At 37.2% G+C, this 16,454-nt stretch carries 17 protein-coding genes and 1 pseudogene; 12 read left to right on the top strand and 6 right to left on the bottom strand.

Features of this window, described 5'->3' with window-relative positions:
- Window positions 1-196 precede the first annotated feature (196 nt).
- The 3 genes from HOO54_RS12785 to HOO54_RS12775 all read left to right on the top strand — a co-directional run bounded on the left by HOO54_RS12785 (window position 197) and on the right by HOO54_RS12775 (window position 3,841).
- Window positions 197-1,540, top strand: coding sequence for a sodium-dependent transporter (locus tag HOO54_RS12785; RefSeq protein ID WP_172295806.1), 1,344 nt, complete (start codon window positions 197-199; stop codon window positions 1,538-1,540).
- A gap of 507 nt (window positions 1,541-2,047) precedes the next feature.
- Entirely contained in the window at window positions 2,048-3,586 is a 1,539-nt protein-coding gene (locus tag HOO54_RS12780; RefSeq protein WP_172295804.1) for an ABC-F family ATP-binding cassette domain-containing protein, read from the top strand.
- A 54-nt stretch (window positions 3,587-3,640) separates the two neighbouring features.
- The gene (locus tag HOO54_RS12775) at window positions 3,641-3,841 is read left to right on the top strand and encodes a hypothetical protein (RefSeq protein WP_172295802.1); all 201 of its coding nucleotides are present in this window, start codon (window positions 3,641-3,643) and stop codon (window positions 3,839-3,841) included.
- A gap of 198 nt (window positions 3,842-4,039) precedes the next feature.
- On the opposite strand, the gene HOO54_RS12770 is transcribed toward HOO54_RS12775, so the two are convergent.
- Together HOO54_RS12770 and HOO54_RS12765 are read right to left on the bottom strand one after the other, a co-directional pair.
- Entirely contained in the window at window positions 4,040-4,867 is an 828-nt protein-coding gene (locus HOO54_RS12770; protein WP_172295800.1) for a superoxide dismutase, read from the bottom strand.
- Window positions 4,864-6,738: a terpene cyclase/mutase family protein gene (locus tag HOO54_RS12765; RefSeq protein WP_172295798.1), complete on the bottom strand. Its 1,875-nt coding sequence runs from the start codon at window positions 6,736-6,738 to the stop codon at window positions 4,864-4,866. The genes HOO54_RS12770 and HOO54_RS12765 overlap by 4 nt, the downstream gene beginning before the upstream one ends.
- A gap of 135 nt (window positions 6,739-6,873) precedes the next feature.
- On the opposite strand from HOO54_RS12765, the gene HOO54_RS12760 reads away from it, so the two are divergent.
- Together HOO54_RS12760 and HOO54_RS12755 are read left to right on the top strand one after the other, a co-directional pair.
- On the top strand, window positions 6,874-7,761 hold the full coding sequence (locus HOO54_RS12760; protein WP_172295796.1) for an SDR family oxidoreductase: 888 nt from the start codon (window positions 6,874-6,876) through the stop codon (window positions 7,759-7,761).
- Complete coding sequence (locus HOO54_RS12755) at window positions 7,742-8,302, top strand: TetR/AcrR family transcriptional regulator (protein WP_172295794.1); 561 nt, start codon at window positions 7,742-7,744, stop codon at window positions 8,300-8,302. Before HOO54_RS12760 ends, HOO54_RS12755 begins: the two co-directional genes overlap by 20 nt.
- A gap of 49 nt (window positions 8,303-8,351) precedes the next feature.
- Here the strand turns inward: HOO54_RS12755 and HOO54_RS12750 are convergent, their stop codons facing one another.
- A complete protein-coding gene (locus tag HOO54_RS12750) occupies window positions 8,352-9,839 on the bottom strand; it encodes an aldehyde dehydrogenase family protein (protein ID WP_172295792.1) in 1,488 nt (495 codons plus the stop codon).
- A 251-nt stretch (window positions 9,840-10,090) separates the two neighbouring features.
- Between HOO54_RS12750 and HOO54_RS12745 the strand changes: the two genes are divergently transcribed.
- The 4 genes from HOO54_RS12745 (at window position 10,091) to HOO54_RS12730 (ending at window position 11,811) form a co-directional block, all read left to right on the top strand.
- Window positions 10,091-10,294 (top strand): DUF6501 family protein, encoded by a 204-nt coding sequence (locus tag HOO54_RS12745; RefSeq protein ID WP_172295790.1) that lies wholly within the window; start codon window positions 10,091-10,093, stop codon window positions 10,292-10,294.
- Between the two features lie 68 nt (window positions 10,295-10,362).
- Window positions 10,363-10,488 carry a YozQ family protein gene (locus tag HOO54_RS12740; protein ID WP_172295788.1) on the top strand — a complete coding sequence of 42 codons (126 nt, stop codon included), beginning with the start codon at window positions 10,363-10,365 and terminating at the stop codon, window positions 10,486-10,488.
- A 212-nt stretch (window positions 10,489-10,700) separates the two neighbouring features.
- Window positions 10,701-11,045, top strand: coding sequence for a PH domain-containing protein (locus HOO54_RS12735; protein WP_172295786.1), 345 nt, complete (start codon window positions 10,701-10,703; stop codon window positions 11,043-11,045).
- 139 nt (window positions 11,046-11,184) lie between these two features.
- Window positions 11,185-11,811 carry an FMN-dependent NADH-azoreductase gene (locus HOO54_RS12730; protein WP_172295784.1) on the top strand — a complete coding sequence of 209 codons (627 nt, stop codon included), beginning with the start codon at window positions 11,185-11,187 and terminating at the stop codon, window positions 11,809-11,811.
- A 377-nt stretch (window positions 11,812-12,188) separates the two neighbouring features.
- Here HOO54_RS12730 and HOO54_RS12725 read toward each other — a convergent pair whose 3' ends face one another.
- A complete protein-coding gene (locus tag HOO54_RS12725; protein WP_172295782.1) occupies window positions 12,189-12,299 on the bottom strand; it encodes a biofilm-forming protein in 111 nt (36 codons plus the stop codon).
- A 52-nt stretch (window positions 12,300-12,351) separates the two neighbouring features.
- Entirely contained in the window at window positions 12,352-12,957 is a 606-nt protein-coding gene (locus tag HOO54_RS12720) for a TetR/AcrR family transcriptional regulator (protein ID WP_172295780.1), read from the bottom strand.
- Window positions 12,958-13,134: 177 nt separating this feature from the next.
- Between HOO54_RS12720 and HOO54_RS12715 the strand changes: the two genes are divergently transcribed.
- Window positions 13,135-14,352 carry a YhgE/Pip domain-containing protein gene (locus HOO54_RS12715; protein ID WP_172295778.1) on the top strand — a complete coding sequence of 406 codons (1,218 nt, stop codon included), beginning with the start codon at window positions 13,135-13,137 and terminating at the stop codon, window positions 14,350-14,352.
- Window positions 14,353-14,392: 40 nt separating this feature from the next.
- Here the strand turns inward: HOO54_RS12715 and rpsN are convergent.
- Window positions 14,393-14,531 (bottom strand): annotated as a pseudogene (rpsN, locus tag HOO54_RS12710) (type Z 30S ribosomal protein S14); the annotation flags it as partial.
- A gap of 440 nt (window positions 14,532-14,971) precedes the next feature.
- Here rpsN and HOO54_RS12705 point away from each other — a divergent pair.
- Both HOO54_RS12705 and bla read left to right on the top strand, forming a co-directional pair.
- Entirely contained in the window at window positions 14,972-15,193 is a 222-nt protein-coding gene (locus HOO54_RS12705) for a CotD family spore coat protein (protein WP_172295776.1), read from the top strand.
- Between the two features lie 410 nt (window positions 15,194-15,603).
- Window positions 15,604-16,416, top strand: a complete 813-nt coding sequence (bla, locus tag HOO54_RS12700) for a subclass B1 metallo-beta-lactamase (protein ID WP_172295774.1) — start codon at window positions 15,604-15,606, stop codon at window positions 16,414-16,416.
- Window positions 16,417-16,454 lie beyond the last annotated feature (38 nt).

The following is a 16,454-nucleotide window of genomic DNA, read 5'->3' as shown; positions in this document are numbered from 1 at the left end:
TCATTATAAAATTAAACATTCTCCTATTATAATTAATTTTCTGAATAATTCAACACAAAATTATAGTTTAACTGTAATTTTATTATGTAAACTGAAAGAAATGTTTGAAAATCTTGACGAATTCGTTTATGATTTTTAAAATGAGAACTTGTGGGTAATCATTTGCAATATAGTTTTTAGAAGAAGAGGTGCTTTAGTGGAAGACAAACAAAATGTATGGTCATCAAAGCTTGGATTTATTTTAGCATCAGCAGGTTCAGCAATTGGACTTGGCGCAATTTGGAAGTTTCCATATGTTGCAGGGACTAGTGGCGGTGGAGCATTTTTACTTATTTTTATTCTCTTTACTTTATTAGTGGGGCTTCCTTTATTAATAGCAGAATTTATTATCGGAAGAAAGACTCAAAAAGATGCTGTTGAGTCCTATCGAGAGCTTGCTCCCGGCTCACTTTGGCATTGGATCGGTCGACTCGGTATTATTACTTGTTTTATTCTATTATCTTTTTATAGTGTTGTTGGTGGCTGGATTATTATTTATATATTCAAAGGCATAACAGGGGAACTGTTAAGAAGTCCAGATTATGCAGGGCTATTTAATTCAACAATTGCCAATCCTTATCTAGTTCTTGCTAGTCAACTACTGTTTATTATCATTACGATTGTTGTCGTTGCAAAAGGAGTCGAAAGCGGGATTGAAAAAGCAAGCAAAATTATGATGCCTGCACTTTTTATTATTTTTTTGCTGCTGATTATCCGCTCTGTAACACTTGATGGTTCAATGGAAGGACTTGAGTTTTTCCTAAAACCAGACTTTTCACATATCAATACGAGTACGATTTTATTTGCAATGGGACAGGCATTTTTCTCACTTAGTGTTGGGGTTTCGGTGATGGTGACATACAGCTCATATTTATCCAAAAAAGAAAATCTAGTTCAATCAGCTGTTTCGGTTACACTATTAAATGTCTCTGTTGCTATTCTTGCGGGAATTGCGATTTTCCCAGCCGTATTCTCATTTGGCTTAAAACCTGACGCAGGACCGATGCTCTTATTTAATGTTCTGCCATCGGTTTTTCAGAAAATGCCGTTTGGGATTGTCTTCTTATTAGCATTCTTGATTTTGTTTTTATTTGCAACATTGACCTCAGCCTTTTCCATGTTGGAAATTCTCGTTTCTGCTCTTTCTAAAGGAAATACGAGAAAAAGAAAGGTGTTTGCATGGGTAGGGGGAATTGCAATCTTTTTACTTGGCATTCCTTCCGCTTTATCATTTAGTGTCCTACACGATTTAACAATTTTCAAATTATCATTCTTTGATGCGGCAGACTATCTTGTCAGTAATATTTTAATGCCTATTGGTGCCTTATTAATCGCTGTTTTTGTTCCTTTGAAAATACCAAAGGACGAGCTGTTTGCTGAGTTAAAGCAAGGTTCGTCAATCAGCAGAAAGGCGTTTGCCGTTTGGATTTTATTAATTCGTTATGTGGCACCAGTTGTCATCATCATCGTTTTTTTGGATGTAATCGGTGTTTTTAAATAACTAATTCTATCAGCTTGTCGATAAAAGTTGTCAAAACCGCTTATCGACAAGTTTTTTTATGTTTCTGCAAACAATGAAACTTAAATTTTAACTTGTCAATGATCATCCTTTGATTTAAAATTCCTATTAAGGAAGGTGTTTCAAAATGCTTTATATAAAATTTGTAAAACTCGTTAGAAAACTTTGCTCTGTACAAATGTATACGATGAAGCGTTGTACGGAGCTTAATCAAGGAGCATAATGCTTCTTATATTCATCGGTTAAATAGTCCATAAAAAGGATAGTTTTTTACTATGCTTATTAAGTTATGACTATTTGCTGATGAAACAATAGATTAAGGACCATAGACAATGCTTTGTCTATGGTCCTTTGTGTTTGGAGCAAAAACCAACCCGAGTTTTACACCAAATTGGTTTTGTATAAAAACATGACACATTCAAAGCAGAGGGCCAATGTCAAAAAACATGGCGTTCTGCTTTTTTATTTTTAAGGAAAGAAGGAATGATGATGAGCTTACTGAAAGTTGAACATTTATCACACTCTTTTGTAGACAAAACTTTATATAAAAATGCTTTTTTTGATTTGTATAAGGGCGAACATATGGGGATCGTTGGGCAAAACGGCGCTGGGAAAAGTACTTTAATAAAAATATTGCTGGGAGAGATCATTCCAGATGAAGGGGAAATTAAATGGCAACCCAATATTAAAATCGGACATTTAGACCAATATGCTGAAATCAATCTACATGATACGATTGAGGAATACCTCAAAACAGCGTTTGCGGATTTGTTTGAAATTGAGAGCAAAATGAACAGACTATACCAAGATAGTGCTATGACTGGTGATACCGATCAATTGCTACAAGCAGCAACATACCAAGAACAACTGGAATGTAACGACTTTTATTCAATAGATCACAACATGAATAGAATGGCTGCCGGCTTAGGTATAGATGCAATTGGAATCAATCGAAAGATTCAAGAGTTAAGCGGAGGACAACGTGCCAAGGTCATTTTAGCCAAACTGTTATTGGAAAAACCAAATATACTGTTGCTAGACGAGCCTACAAACTTCCTTGATAAGGAACATGTCGAATGGCTAGCACATGATTTAGAGGTGTTTGATGGTGCTTTTATTATCGTTTCACATGACTTTGATTTTTTAGAAAAAGTATCTTCCTGTATATGTGACATAGAATATGGAACAATCAAAAAATATAATGGCAAATATTCAGATTTTCTAAGGCAAAAAGAACATTTACAACGGGATTATATTCGTCGATATCATGTTCAGCAGAAAAAGATTGAAAAAACCGAAGAATATATTCGGAAAAATATCGCAGGGAATAACTCAAAAATAGCAAAAGGACGTAGAAAACAATTAGAAAGGATAGAAAGGATCGCTCCACCTACATTTACTCAAAAGCTGTACATTCAGTTTCATGAATTACCTATTTCATCACATACGGTACTCACAATTCAAGACCTTGAAGTGGGCTATGATTCAGTACTTTTACCAAAACTGAATTTTTCTGTTAGGGGTGGACAAAAAGTGATCATTACAGGGTTTAATGGGGTTGGAAAATCAACTTTATTAAAAACTTTAGTAGGTCAAATTCCAGTCATTTCTGGTTATTTTCAATTTTCAAACCAAATAAAAGTGGGATATTACGAGCAAGATTTAAACTGGAACAACGGATCATTAACGCCTCTCCAAATCCTGTCAGAACAGTTCCCTAAACTGAATGTAAAGGAGATTCGGTACCATCTATCACGAACTGGCGTAAAAGATAAGAATGTTTCACAAAAAATGAGCACTTTAAGTGGTGGAGAACAATCAAAAGTGAAATTGTGTAGTTTAATACTTTCTCCATGTAATTTTCTTCTGTTAGATGAGCCCACAAATCATCTCGATGCAGAAGCGAAAGAATCTTTACAAACTGCTTTAATCCAGTTTCAAGGCAGTGTATTACTTGTTTCTCACGAAGAGAATTTTTACCGAGATTGGGCAGATCAAATTTTCAATATAGAAAATCATAGCATGTGATAATTGATCATCAGTATAGTTGATTCATATGTGCGGAAATCATGAGCCGCGCATATGAATACATCTTTTGGGCATTTTTTAAATTGTGATGTTACTGCTGTATCGCAAGTGTTAGAACCATTGCATGATGTACCTGCAAGTGAACTCATCATATTCTCTCATGAAGTGTTTAAAAGACTAATAGGCTATCAAATTTTCGGTTTACAGCCCGAACGTGAAACGTCATTTATGGGAAGATTTATTGATGCCTGCTGATGATCATGATGATATAGAAGTTGAAAAGTCCATGGATTCTGCTGATATAATCATTGATAGATCAACCAAGCAGTTCGTTTGGGTTTGAAAAAGGCTAAAAATTTGACCAACCCTTAATTGAACTGTCCAATGAGTCGATTTTTTGACGATTGGACGCCCTTTTCATGTATTAAGACAGCTTGATCGGATACACATTAATTAAAAAGGTTCCCATTGAACGCGTTTTGCGATGGCAAAACGTCTTTCCGGTTCCCGCCAATCAACAACGTTCCACCAATTATCAACGTACTTGGCTTTTTCATTCTTATATTGTAGATAGTAAGCGTGTTCCCATACATCAAGTGGAAGCAAAGGAATTACATCCCACTGGCTCATGAGCTGGTGTTTTTCTGCGATCAAAATTTCTAAACGCTGGGAGCGAGGAGCCCAAACGAGAATAGCCCAACCGACCCCTTCTACATGTTTCGCAGCTTCGGAAAAGTGCTTTTTAAAGGCTGCATAACTGCCAAACGAACGATTGATCATGTCTAATAGTTCACCAGTCGGCTTTCTTTTACCTTGCGGGTGCATTGCATACCAAAAAATGGTGTGCAAGTAATGACCTGCGCCATGAAAAGCAAGCTCTCTTTCCCAATGATTGACAAGTTCGAATTGGTTATTTTGCCGCGCTTTTTGAAGTTTTCGTTCAGCCTTATTCAGACCATCGACATAGCCTTGGTGATGTTTTGTATGGTGAAGGTACATAATTTCTTTAGCAATGTAAGGTTCAAGTGCTGAGTAAGAGTAGGGGAGATTTGGCAGGCGATGGCCGCCGATTGGTACCGTTTCATACCGTTTCTGATTTCCTATAGAACTTCGCTCGAGCGTATCATAAACGATCGCTGCCTGTTCATACCATTCGTGTTCTGTTGCAGCTGGATCAGCTAATGATCGAAATAGATCATCTAAACATGCACCATCTTTCACTTGTTCTTTTATGTTTTCTGCCCACGACATGATTTCTTTTTTGTATACATCTCTATTCATTGTTTTTCCCTCTTTTCAATTTGTTTTATAAATGCGCTTGTAGCAAGTAATGAAAATACAAAGGGATAACTGTGATAGCGAATATAAAACTGTTTAGGAAGACCGATTCCAGTCGGGTAATCGACATGCCGAGTATGAATGAGAAAACGAATTGCTTTTTTGAGCAATGGGTCACAGGGATCTTCATATTGAAGCGAAGCTTCCAGTGCCCATGCTGTTTGAACTGTTGTGCCAGAGAGAAGGGGCACAAATTGTTTAATTTCGCAGCTTTTACATGATTCACCCCAACTGCCATCATCAAGCTGAATTGACTTCAGCCAAGCTAAAGCTTTTTTAACGGATGGATGGTGCTTCTCAACTCCGACGGCTTTCATTCCCGTCAGAGCTGCCCATGTTCCGTAAATATAGCAAACTCCCCAACGCCCATACCATGATCCGTTTTTTTCTTGATGTTGATAAAGCCAAGTCAAAGCCCGCTTTACAATGGGATGATCTTTTGTAAAGCCTGCTTTTACCCCGAGAAAATGAAGAACACGTCCAGTCAAATCAGCTGTAGACGGATCAGCCGCTGCCTCGGCAGCTGATTCAAGCGGCAAATGTCTAATCACTGGATGATTGACATTCTTTTCAAATGAAGCAAAGCCGCCGTCATTGTTTTGCATCGATAATAGCCAGACAAGGCCCCGGTTCCAATCAGTCGGCTGATCTTGAATGGGAATCGCTTTTAACGCTGCCGCTGTATCGTCTAAATCAGGATTATTTGTGTTCAGATCGGAAAACCCCCAGCCTCCCGGTTTAACAAATGGATTGGAGACAGTCCAATCAGCTTTTTTCTGATGTTGTCTTTTTGCAAGATATGCTGTAGCAAGTGAGATGGGAGAACTGTTTTGCTTCACCCCTGTTTCCTGAATTGCATAGCTTAATAATGCTGTATCCCAGACTGTTGAAGTTGAATTTTCTAAATAAAGACCGTTACCACTGCATGGAGTCAGCAAACTTTTGATCCCATTAAGTGCTTTCCTGATCAAAGGTGAGTGTCTTGACATTCCGAGTGCAAGCAAACTGTAAATCATAAAAATCGTTGCACTTGCATAGCTGTACAGGGTCCCATTTTCTTCAATTCTATCGATCATATACTTTTTTCCTGTCTCAAAGCCGAGCCGGTGAAGGTGTGCCGGCCACTTAAAAAGTTCATTCCATTGGAAATGAAAAGAGTAAAAACTTCTTTTGTCAAATAAACGAAAACTTAACCAATCTAATGGATTTTTTGACATGTTTTGATCTAAGTGGACAAGCGAACCGATTGCTTCATTTTTTAAAGAGTACTTCAAATTTAAGGTGATTGCCATCGGTATAAAATGAATTCTTGCATAAGCGCTGAAATGATAGAAATGCAATGGGAAATTAGTGGGAATCAGTAAAAAAGACATCGGGATATATAATGTCGGCCATGGATAAAGTCCATTTGCGGCAAGCATCCATTTTGTCATAAAATGGACAGCTTTCAGCCCGCCATTTGATTTAATGAATAATTCTGCTTTTTGCATGTGTGGGTCATTTCTACTATAGATACCTGAAGCGAGCATTCCAATATAGCCCTGTACTGTTGAAGTTAAATTGCCATGCTCTTCATCAGGATAATTTCGAAATGCTCCATCTTCACTTTGTTTTGATTTAATTCGTTTTGCTAGACTGGCAATTAGAGTAGTATCGGGCTCTTTGAGAGAAGTCAACAGAAGAATGAAAAAACTATTCGTCATGACTGAGCCTTCAAAACAAAACGTCCATGATCCGTTTGGATTTTGTTTATTTTGAAGTTCTGTCAATATGTTTTGTTGAAAAGTCTTTACTTCTTCTACTATAGAATGCATTTGCTTCATCTCCTTCATATTACTGTATTCGCCGAATGACTGTGTCATGCAAATGAAGATATTTATAACACGTCATTGAAAAAATAGACTGTTTGGTCTAAAATAATAATATACTATTTAAGGAGAGCGATTTTTATGCAAAAGGTTTTAGTCGCAGGTGCATCAGGATATCTAGGGAGATATTTAGTTCAAGCTTTTAAGCAAAAAGGTTATGAAGTTCGTGTACTTGTCAGGAATAAACAAAAGTTAATGATGTCTGGGCCATTTTTGGAGCCTGCTGTCTCAGACCTGATTGACGAAGTTGTGGTAGGCGATGTGACAGATCCTAATTCAATAAAGGGAGTTTGTAGGGGAGTTGATATTGTTTGCTCAACGATTGGCTTAACACGGCAGAAAGGGAGTCTTACCTTTCATCATGTCGATTATTTAGGAAACCTTCATCTGCTTAAAGAAGCGCAAAAAGCGAATGTTCGTAAGTTTATGTATATTCATGTTTATAAAGGGGACGAAATGAACAATCCGATTGCTGAAGCAAAGCAAAGATTTGTTCAAGAACTTAAACATTCAGGAATGAATTTTATCATTGTAAAACCGACAGGATATTTTTCCGATATGAGTGAGTTTTTGAAAATGGCACAAAAAGGAAGAGTTTTTTTAATAGGAGATGGGATGAAACAAATGAATCCCATCCATGGTGCAGACCTTGCTCAGTTTTGTGTTGATTCCGTTTTGCATCATGATCAGAAAGAACTTGAAGTTGGCGGTCCCAATATTTATCGGCATGTCGAAATTGCAGCGATCGCTTTTCAGGTCAGTCATAAAAAGCAGAAGTTATTGCACATTCCTGTTGCACTCTTAAAGGCTTTACTTCCATTTTTTAAAATACTCAGTCGAAAGCAATATGCATTGGTCAAATTTTTTCTAGACGGAATGACAGAAGAGGCGGTTGCCCCTTTATATGGAAGCCATGACTTAAAAACATACTTTAAGGAGATTGTTGAACATGCCCACAATAAAAGGTGAACAAACAAAAGAACATATTTTGAGTGCGGCGAAAGCCTTTATTGTTAGAGAAGGATTTGAAAAGATAGGTGTCAATAAAATTATTAAAGAAGCAGAAGTTAGTAAAGGTAGTTTTTATCATTACTTCCCTAATATTAATGAGCTGATAAAGGAAGTAGCCATATACGCATTTGATCGGTGTTTGCGTGATATGCCTCTACAGCACGCCACAAGTATGGAAGAAATTGTTGAAGACTTAGGACAGCATATTTTTCATTCAGTTCGAGAACAAAAAGAACACTATTATTTATTGTTTTTATGTATCAGTAAAAGCTTTATTGATGAGGAATTAAAACAAGCATTTCAATCGATTTTTACTCAGTTAGTTAAGCAAAACATCGCAGCAACAGAAATTGTTAAAAAAGGAGAAGACGACATGGCTCGTCAGCTTTACATGCTTGACATGCTGGCGATCGGTTTTATCGTTCACTGTCACTTGCTCCGTGATGAAGAACAACTACTGGAACTTTGGAAACAAATGACGGTCATGATTTTCAAGTAAGTAGGTAAAAGCACCGCTCCAAACAGAGAACGGTGCTTTTTCGGCTGAATTACTCGCCGAGATTCAGCCACACACTTTTAACTTCTGTATAATTATTTAAAGCATATGAGCCCATTTCACGTCCAAGACCAGATTGCTTATAACCGCCAAACGGTGAGGCTGCATCAAAGACATTATAACAATTGACCCAAACTGTCCCTGCTTGAAGTCGGTCGGCAATATGATGAGCGTTTTTGAGGTTTTCTGTCCAAACACCTGCAGCAAGTCCATACTCCGTTCCATTGGCACGTTCAATCACTTCGTCGATTGTGTCATATGGAATAGCTGCTAGGACAGGGCCGAAGATTTCTTCTTTAGCAATTGTCATGTCATCATCAACATGACTAAATACAGTCGGAGAGACGAAATATCCTTGTTCATAAGGGCATGTTCCGCCTGTAGCAATTTTTGCTCCTTCAAGGCTTCCTTTTTCAATATAAGAAAGCACTCGCTCATGCTGTTCTTTACTGACAAGCGGTCCCAGTTGTGTATCTTCGTGAAGACCGGCACCCTGACGCATTGATTTGCTGTAAGAAACCATTTCTTCGACTACTTTGTCATAATGATCTTTTTGAATGAAAACTCGAGAACCAGCACTACATACCTGCCCTTGATTAAACATGACACCTGCTAATGCCCCTGGAATGGCTTTGTTTAAGTCTGCATCAGGAAGGATGATGTTTGGCGATTTTCCGCCAAGCTCTAGGGTGACGCGCTTGAGCGTTTTTGAGGCTTTCTCCATAATTTTCTTACCGATTTCAGTGGAACCTGTAAATGCTAGTTTATCAACAAGATCATGACTGGTAAGCGCTTCCCCGGCAGTTTCACCAAAGCCCGGGATGATGTTAATTACGCCTTTTGGAAAACCGGCTTGATCAATCAGCTCTGCCAAATACAGGGCAGAAAGAGGTGTCTGTTCAGCAGGTTTTAAAACGATCGTACAGCCAGTAGCTAAGGCAGCTCCCATTTTCCACATGGCCATCAAGAGCGGGAAGTTCCAAGGAATGATTTGCCCAACGACACCGACAGGTTCATGGCGTGTATAGTTAAAATAAGATCCATTTACAGGAATGGTTTGCCCAGTTATTTTCGTTACCCAGCCAGCATAATAACGCATGTGTTCAATTGAAAGCGGAAGGTCAGCAATTGTCGTTTCGCTAATCGGTTTTCCATTATCAAGGGTTTCAAGCTGAGCCAATTCGGTTTTATGTTCCTCCATCAGATCGGCGAGTTTGTACATCAGCCGACTTCTCTCAGCCGGGTCCATCGTCCTCCATTCCCCATGGTCAAAAGCTTCTCTTGCGGCCTTCACTGCTTTATCAACATCTTCTACTCCTGCTTCATATAGGGTGGCAAGTGTTTCTCCTGTTGCAGGATTGGGGGTTTCGAATGTTTTGTTTAGAGTACTTGGTACAAATTCTCCATTAATGTAAAGTTTTTTTGTGCCTTCCAAAAATGACTCCAGCTTTTTACTGACCTGCATTGTTAAAGAACTCATGTTTGTAAACAAACCTCCTTTGAAATTTTAGCCTGTCCTGATGTGAGTCTCTTTGTTGCTGGTTTGTTCAGTGTTGGGGTCATTACGCCTGCGGATAGTGGGGTTTATTACTGATTTTGGAACTACATACCATCATTCTATAATAGAGAGGGAAATGAAATCAATATTGATGCCTAGAGACACGACATTGCATTTCTGCGAAAAAACGATAAAATGGAAACGATATCGTTTTTTAAAAAGGAGACATTGGTATGATTCATGAAAAATGGCAGAATAATCAAACTTTAAAAAAAGTGAAATGTGTTCACACAGATGCAAAAAAATACATTGTGAACAGGGCACTGACTGTTGGAAAAATATATGAGGTGAAAAATGAAACCGACGAGTTTCTGTTTATCATCGATAATACAAACAAAATCGCAGGTTTTTATAAGGAATATTTTGAAGAGATATAAGCCCTTGAATGAATCTCATCCTGATCATCAATACTAATTGATAATTCAAAGAATAAAGAGGTGAGATCATGAAAAAAAGTAAAAACCTAGGCGAAGGGACTCAGAAAGAAGAAAGAGAAGGAATGACTGTAACAGAAGAACAGATTTCAGACACATACATGGAAGGTACAATTGAAGACGAAGACCGTCATTAGCCCGTAGAAAGAGAGATCTTTCTGCGGGCTTTTGTGCTAGAAAAAAATACGCTTAAATTAAACGAAAAAACAATTAAAAAGTGAAACTTTAGCTCCCTAATCACCGTACTAATGAATAAGACATAAAACTTAAGATGAAAATGAAACACTAAAACCGGAACTCGTATAAGTTGTATATCATAAAATGTACATATAGAAAGAGGGGTTTTGTATTGGGCGTTTTTTCAGCTAGTAAAACAGCGGATGGAAAAAAGTTTGAGCCGCTGCTTATTGAAGGGGAAAAAATTGAACTTGTTTGTAAACTAAAAATTGATCAAATTTGTTTTACAAACAAGCGGGTAATCTTTTTTGACAATAAACTGTTTTCCAAAAAGAAAGTACGTGTTTGCCTTCCTTATCGTTCAATTGAAAGTTTTGCAATCAGGGAAGTAAGCATGTTTAGTCCTGACACTGCTCTCATATTGATGACAAGCAGCAAGGTCTTTGATCTTGAATTTTCAAAAGATGCCGACATCCTTGAAATTCAAGCGCTTTTAACAAAACACTTATGTGGATAACATGAAAAACTGTTCAACGCTTCGGCGAAAGAACGGTTTTTTTATTTTGTAGAAATAAATAGTTGACATTAAGTATAAAAGAAAGTAACATACTATTAGTAAGTAGATAACAAAAAGTTAGCATAAGGGGGAAAACAATATGTCTACCATTTTATTCGTAAAAGCAAATGATCGAACAGCAGAGGAAGCTGTCTCTGTAAAACTTTACAATGCATTTCTTAACAGCTTTAAAGAAAGTCATCCGGATGAAGAGATTATAGAACTTGATCTATATCAAGAAAAACTACCATATCTCGGACAAAATATGATTAATGGAACATTTAAAAAAGGGAAGGGGATGGAACTGACAAAAGATGAAGCGGAAGCAGTTGCAGTTGCTGATCAGTACTTAAACCAGTTTATCAAAGCAGATAAAATCGTGTTTGCTTTTCCATTGTGGAATTTTACTGTTCCAGCGGTACTTCATACTTATATCGATTATTTGTCACGCGCAGGAGTCACGTTTACTTACACTCCTGAAGGTCCAAAAGGATTAATGAAAGATAAGAAAGTAGCATTATTAAATGCAAGAGGCGGTATTTATTCTGAAGGGCCGATGGCGGCGATGGAAATGTCTTTAAATTACATGAAAACAGTAATGGGTTTCTTCGGTGTTGAAAACTTGCACACAATTGTAATTGAAGGTCACAATGCAGTGCCAGATCAAGCACAAAAAATCATTGAAGCCGGTTTAACAGAAGCGAAAAAAGCAGCAGCCATTTTTTAAGAGTAAGCCTGCCAAAGTGCAGGCTTACTCTTTTACCAAGGTAAGACCGGATAAAGTTCTTATCCTGTCTCAGTTTGGTATTGTAGTGTGCCTCTGTTTTCCCGCTTTTCATTTGAGTGTTCATCTAAAACCATTTGCCGTCATATAAAGATGAAAGGCGGTCACTGACGAGAGACGCTAAAGCTAATGAAGCATATGGAGTTATTGTTCTGCATACCAAGAATAGCCCAGATTAAATGTGATATATTGGTTCTCGGCAGCAAGAAACCAAGTAAGAGATGGCTCCTAATACTAAGTAAGGCAACCATGTCAGTAAATGGAACACTAAAAATTTATAGAGAATGAGTGTTCATCATTTACACCACCCACCTACAACTTTAACGCTTTTTTTGTTGTTTGTTTTTATGCTCTTGTTGGAATGCACTTTCTGTTTCATGATCATTTTTAAGCTGTTCAATACTACCGTTTTTAATACCTTTCTTATGCATGATCTCACCACCTTTGTTCTATATTGTGGATTGATATTGATTTGTTATACATTCATTTTGTTCTTAAACCTGCTGCAAATGCTGGTCCCATACCAGTCATTCTTGACAGGTTCAGTGCCATTTCCTCGGGGGTTTCTTTCATTCCGCTTTCAAGCCATTGCTGTAAGACACTGATATGAGCACCAACAATGTAAGAAATTAAATATTCCTCTGGTACAAGAGTGTCACCCTTGATCGTCTTTCTAATACGCATTAAGTTGGCGGACAATACAGATTTAAACTTGATAGGGAATGAGCCCGTTCCTTTTGGTCCTAAAATCGGCTTCAAAAAAACAGCATTTTTTTTGAAGTATTCAAAGACATTCACGATAAATGGGAGAGGTGTTTCAATTACAGAAACTTTCCAACTCTCTATAAACTTGATCGACTCCATACCTAATGTTTGTATCTCCTTAATGACTTCGTCTTCACTTTGTTCCAATAAATCGTATTTATCTTGATAATGCAGGTAAAATGTCCCCCGATTAATATCAGCCTTTTCTGTTATATCCTTTACGGTAATTTCTTCGAAAGATTTCTCCTCCATCAAGACAGATAATGCATCTCTAATCAGCCTTTTCGTCCGATGAATTCTTCTGTCAGCCTTTTTCTTTTCCATTTTTTTATGAACCTCCATTAAAAAACTTTTTAAAAAATAAACAATATCGATGTTCGTGTCGACTAATTGACATATCCAGGTTTATTGTTCATTGAGTTCTCATACAAATTAATTATAATAAACACAGAGAACATTAATCAACACAATGTTTATTTTTAGTAAAAGGAGTCTTATCAAATGAAATTGTTAAAGAAAAAATTCGTTTTATTAGTACCGATCATTGTATTTGCCGTGACATTGATTTTTTCACTCACATTAATTCCATCGGTCAATCCTGTTCCCAAAAAATTGCCAATTGCCATTGTGAATGAAGATCAGGGAATCAAAATATCGGGTCAGGTAAAAATGAATTTGGGTGAGGACATTGCCCAAAAAATCATTCATTTATCAAAATCGGATAAACAGCCTGTAGCCAAATGGGTGAAAGTCAAAAATCAGAAACTTGTTCATGAAGGGCTGAATGATCGTAAATATTATGCCGCTCTAATCATTCCAAAAGATTTTAGTCAAAAACAGGCTACATTCCAAACGAAAAATCCAGCCGCGCCGAAGATTCACATTGTGATCAATCAAGGTGCTAATACAATGGCAGCGAATGCATCTGGACAAATATTGAATCAAGTCGTCGAACTGATCAATCAAAATAGTCGGAAACAGATTTTGACAAATTTTAAAAAGCAAGGTGCATCACTTACTGTTGAACAGGCTTCTGCCATAGCATCACCGGTCACTAGTAAAGTTGAAAATGTCAATCAAACCGGAAGTCACAGTGCGAATGGAAATGCACCGGTTTCTTTGATTCAACCACTTTGGATGTCTAGTTTAATCGGGGCAGTCCTCATCTTTCTAACAGCAAGAAAAATAAAATGTTCAAGCCGGACTGATGCACTTTTATCGCGAGTGACTCAAGGCTTAATTGGTATAGTTCTTGCCATGATCACCGGATATAGTATTGTTTGGATCGCGAATGATTGGGTGGGTCTCAGCATACCGCAAATGCACGAAACTGCATTATTCATCACTATCTGTTATGGCTGTTTTTACTTAATGGTCTCTGCAGTTATATCATGGATTGGAGCTGGCGGGGCAGGTATTTTCGGTATTCTTTTCTTTTTTGGAACACCATTATTAACGATAGCACCAGAATTTATGTCAACCTTTTATCGCGATTGGTTTTATCCTTGGTTACCAATGCGCTTCGCTGCAGACGGTCTGCGTGATTTACTGTTCTTCCATAAAGATTTAAGTTTGAGTCAACCTGTTTCTGTATTGATATGGATCGGACTTGTTAGCTTCATTTTATTATTAGCATCTGCTTCAAAACGAAGTGTGGTTTGTAAAGAAAAGGGAGAAGCAGTTCATCCTATTGGAATGAATCCGGTAGAAACAAAATAAATAGAAACAAAATAAAAAAGCCAGCTTGTATGAGTCTGACAGCTTCTTTAACACCGGGAACCTGCCTTTTATAGGTAAAAGATCACGGAAAAAAATTCGGCAAAGTTTAAACTTCCGAATGACTAGTGCAGTCTGCCTTGATCTCGTTTCTGTTTAACAATCGTCGAAGTTTTGGCCATTGTGTTCCTCCTTTTATGTTGATTTTTATAATAGAAAGATGTATGGATTTTTGTACAAAATGCACATTATGGTCTAGCTAAACTTAGTCCGATCAATACAAATTCAAAATGAATTTTGTAAATGTGGTCGGACTTTCATTTTGAATCTAGCATGGAGCTGTTTAAAAAGCCCTTTATCAACATGAATCAGGGGGAATGGCGAGCTCTCATCCACACAACTTTCAGGACACCCCCTTTTCTCGAGAAGACTGATTTTTTACATATGCTACTGTCTTTTATGCTAAGGCATATGGTCAGTATGATGGCAGCGATCCACTTCCGTTACTATAAAATAGGTCACAAAAAGACCCCTAAATCAGCCATTTTATTAGTACGAGTTTTTCTTTCTATCATAATTTAATAGTGAAGGAATGAAACCAAAGGGAAAGGAGAATGTATTTATGTATCCTTGCAAACCACATGTGCTGCCGCCAATTGTGTATCCTACTAACTATTGTGAACACCATAGATTCTCTAAAGCAATCGTTCCTCACATCCATCCGCAGCATACAAAAAAGGTTCATCATCATAAATTTGAACACGTTCATTACTATCCGCACACTTATTCAAAATATAAACCAGTTTCACATGATCATTCTTATTGCGGAAAACCTTGCAGATAAACTTCAACATTCGGATAAATGAATGAACATTGACCTTCCCAATGAACGTGAAATTCCTTACAATGATGCATTCTGTAGAGTTGTTTTGCTCTGCAGAGTGCATTTTTCTATTTTCTAAACTGTAATATTTAAAAACAGCTTCTTAAAAAAAGCATATTTAAGCTCAATTCTTTTGGAACTTACATTTGTTTAGTCATCTTTTGGAGAACGTTAGCTAAGGACAATCAAATCAATCGGTTTCTTTTATACATCAGTACCACTTTGCAGTCAAAATGTGAAGATTCCACGAATATAGTTGTACCTGAAGAACTTTATTTTTTTACATCTTTTATTAAAGGATTGAATGGGATAATGTCTAATATTGTATGATACGTTTGGCAAAACCCAATGTAGAAAGGTGAGAATCATAGATGAAAATCGTGTGTCGTTTGTTGTTAACATTATTTGTTACCTTGATCTTGTTTTATAATCCAATAAGTGCCCATTCAACAACTTTTTCTGCTCAGATGATGAACCAAGATAAGTCGATTGTTTTAACGAAATTGAATGACAAAGTATGGGCTCATACATCATACAATGAGTGGAATGGCAAAACGTATGACCATAATGGGTTAGTCGTTTCTACTTCCCATGGAGTCGTTTTGATTGATACAGCATGGGGAAACGACCAAAAAACTGAAGAGTTACTAAAAATGATCAAAAAACATTTGCACAAAAAAGTCGTTCTGGCATTAATTACACATGCGCATGATGATAGTATTTCAGGTATTCAGGCTTTACTTACACAAGGTATCGATGTGCGCAGTACAAAATTAACAGCAAAATTAGCTAAAGAATATGGATATCCTTCGCCTAAACCGACACTTGATGTAAATCCAATCATGCAAGTAGGGGATACTGTTATTGAAGCTTTTTATCCTGGGGAAGGTCATTCGAAGGATAACATTACGGTGTGGTTTCCCAAATCTAAGCTATTATTTGGTGGGTGCTTAATCAAGTCACTAGGTGCAAATGATCTTGGTAACCTTTCAGATGCAAATGTAGAACAATGGGAAGACTCTGTTAAAAAGGTAATTGAAAAATATCCACATGTCAAAACAGTAGTACCTGGACATGGAAACTGGGGAGATAAGAGCTTACTCTTTCACACAATTGATCTCATTCAACAACATAGGAATTTAAAAGGAGAGACAGCTTTGAAAGACTTCATGATAAAGAGGTAATGATTTAAGTAAACTATATATAGATCTTTGTTATTCAT

The sequence above is a fragment of the Bacillus sp. WMMC1349 genome (assembly GCF_013155385.1).
GTDB lineage: Bacteria > Bacillota > Bacilli > Bacillales > Bacillaceae > Bacillus.
The sequence above is the reverse complement of the archived record's forward strand: the minus strand, read 5'-3'. Positions and strand labels throughout refer to the sequence as shown.

What these genes read in the sequence shown, in the direction of transcription:
- HOO54_RS12780 (WP_172295804.1), top strand. Translation starts at nt 2,048, where the DNA reads ATGAGCTTACTGAAAGTTGAACATTTATCACACTCTTTTGTAGACAAA.
- HOO54_RS12775 (WP_172295802.1), top strand. Translation starts at nt 3,641, where the DNA reads ATGAATACATCTTTTGGGCATTTTTTAAATTGTGATGTTACTGCTGTA.
- HOO54_RS12770 (WP_172295800.1), bottom strand. Translation starts at nt 4,867, where the DNA reads ATGAATAGAGATGTATACAAAAAAGAAATCATGTCGTGGGCAGAAAAC.
- HOO54_RS12765 (WP_172295798.1), bottom strand. Translation starts at nt 6,738, where the DNA reads ATGCATTCTATAGTAGAAGAAGTAAAGACTTTTCAACAAAACATATTG.
- HOO54_RS12760 (WP_172295796.1), top strand. Translation starts at nt 6,874, where the DNA reads ATGCAAAAGGTTTTAGTCGCAGGTGCATCAGGATATCTAGGGAGATAT.
- HOO54_RS12755 (WP_172295794.1), top strand. Translation starts at nt 7,742, where the DNA reads ATGCCCACAATAAAAGGTGAACAAACAAAAGAACATATTTTGAGTGCG.
- HOO54_RS12750 (WP_172295792.1), bottom strand. Translation starts at nt 9,839, where the DNA reads ATGAGTTCTTTAACAATGCAGGTCAGTAAAAAGCTGGAGTCATTTTTG.
- HOO54_RS12745 (WP_172295790.1), top strand. Translation starts at nt 10,091, where the DNA reads ATGATTCATGAAAAATGGCAGAATAATCAAACTTTAAAAAAAGTGAAA.
- HOO54_RS12740 (WP_172295788.1), top strand. Translation starts at nt 10,363, where the DNA reads ATGAAAAAAAGTAAAAACCTAGGCGAAGGGACTCAGAAAGAAGAAAGA.
- HOO54_RS12730 (WP_172295784.1), top strand. Translation starts at nt 11,185, where the DNA reads ATGTCTACCATTTTATTCGTAAAAGCAAATGATCGAACAGCAGAGGAA.
- HOO54_RS12725 (WP_172295782.1), bottom strand. Translation starts at nt 12,299, where the DNA reads ATGCATAAGAAAGGTATTAAAAACGGTAGTATTGAACAGCTTAAAAAT.
- HOO54_RS12720 (WP_172295780.1), bottom strand. Translation starts at nt 12,957, where the DNA reads ATGGAAAAGAAAAAGGCTGACAGAAGAATTCATCGGACGAAAAGGCTG.
- HOO54_RS12715 (WP_172295778.1), top strand. Translation starts at nt 13,135, where the DNA reads ATGAAATTGTTAAAGAAAAAATTCGTTTTATTAGTACCGATCATTGTA.
- HOO54_RS12705 (WP_172295776.1), top strand. Translation starts at nt 14,972, where the DNA reads ATGTATCCTTGCAAACCACATGTGCTGCCGCCAATTGTGTATCCTACT.
- bla (WP_172295774.1), top strand. Translation starts at nt 15,604, where the DNA reads ATGAAAATCGTGTGTCGTTTGTTGTTAACATTATTTGTTACCTTGATC.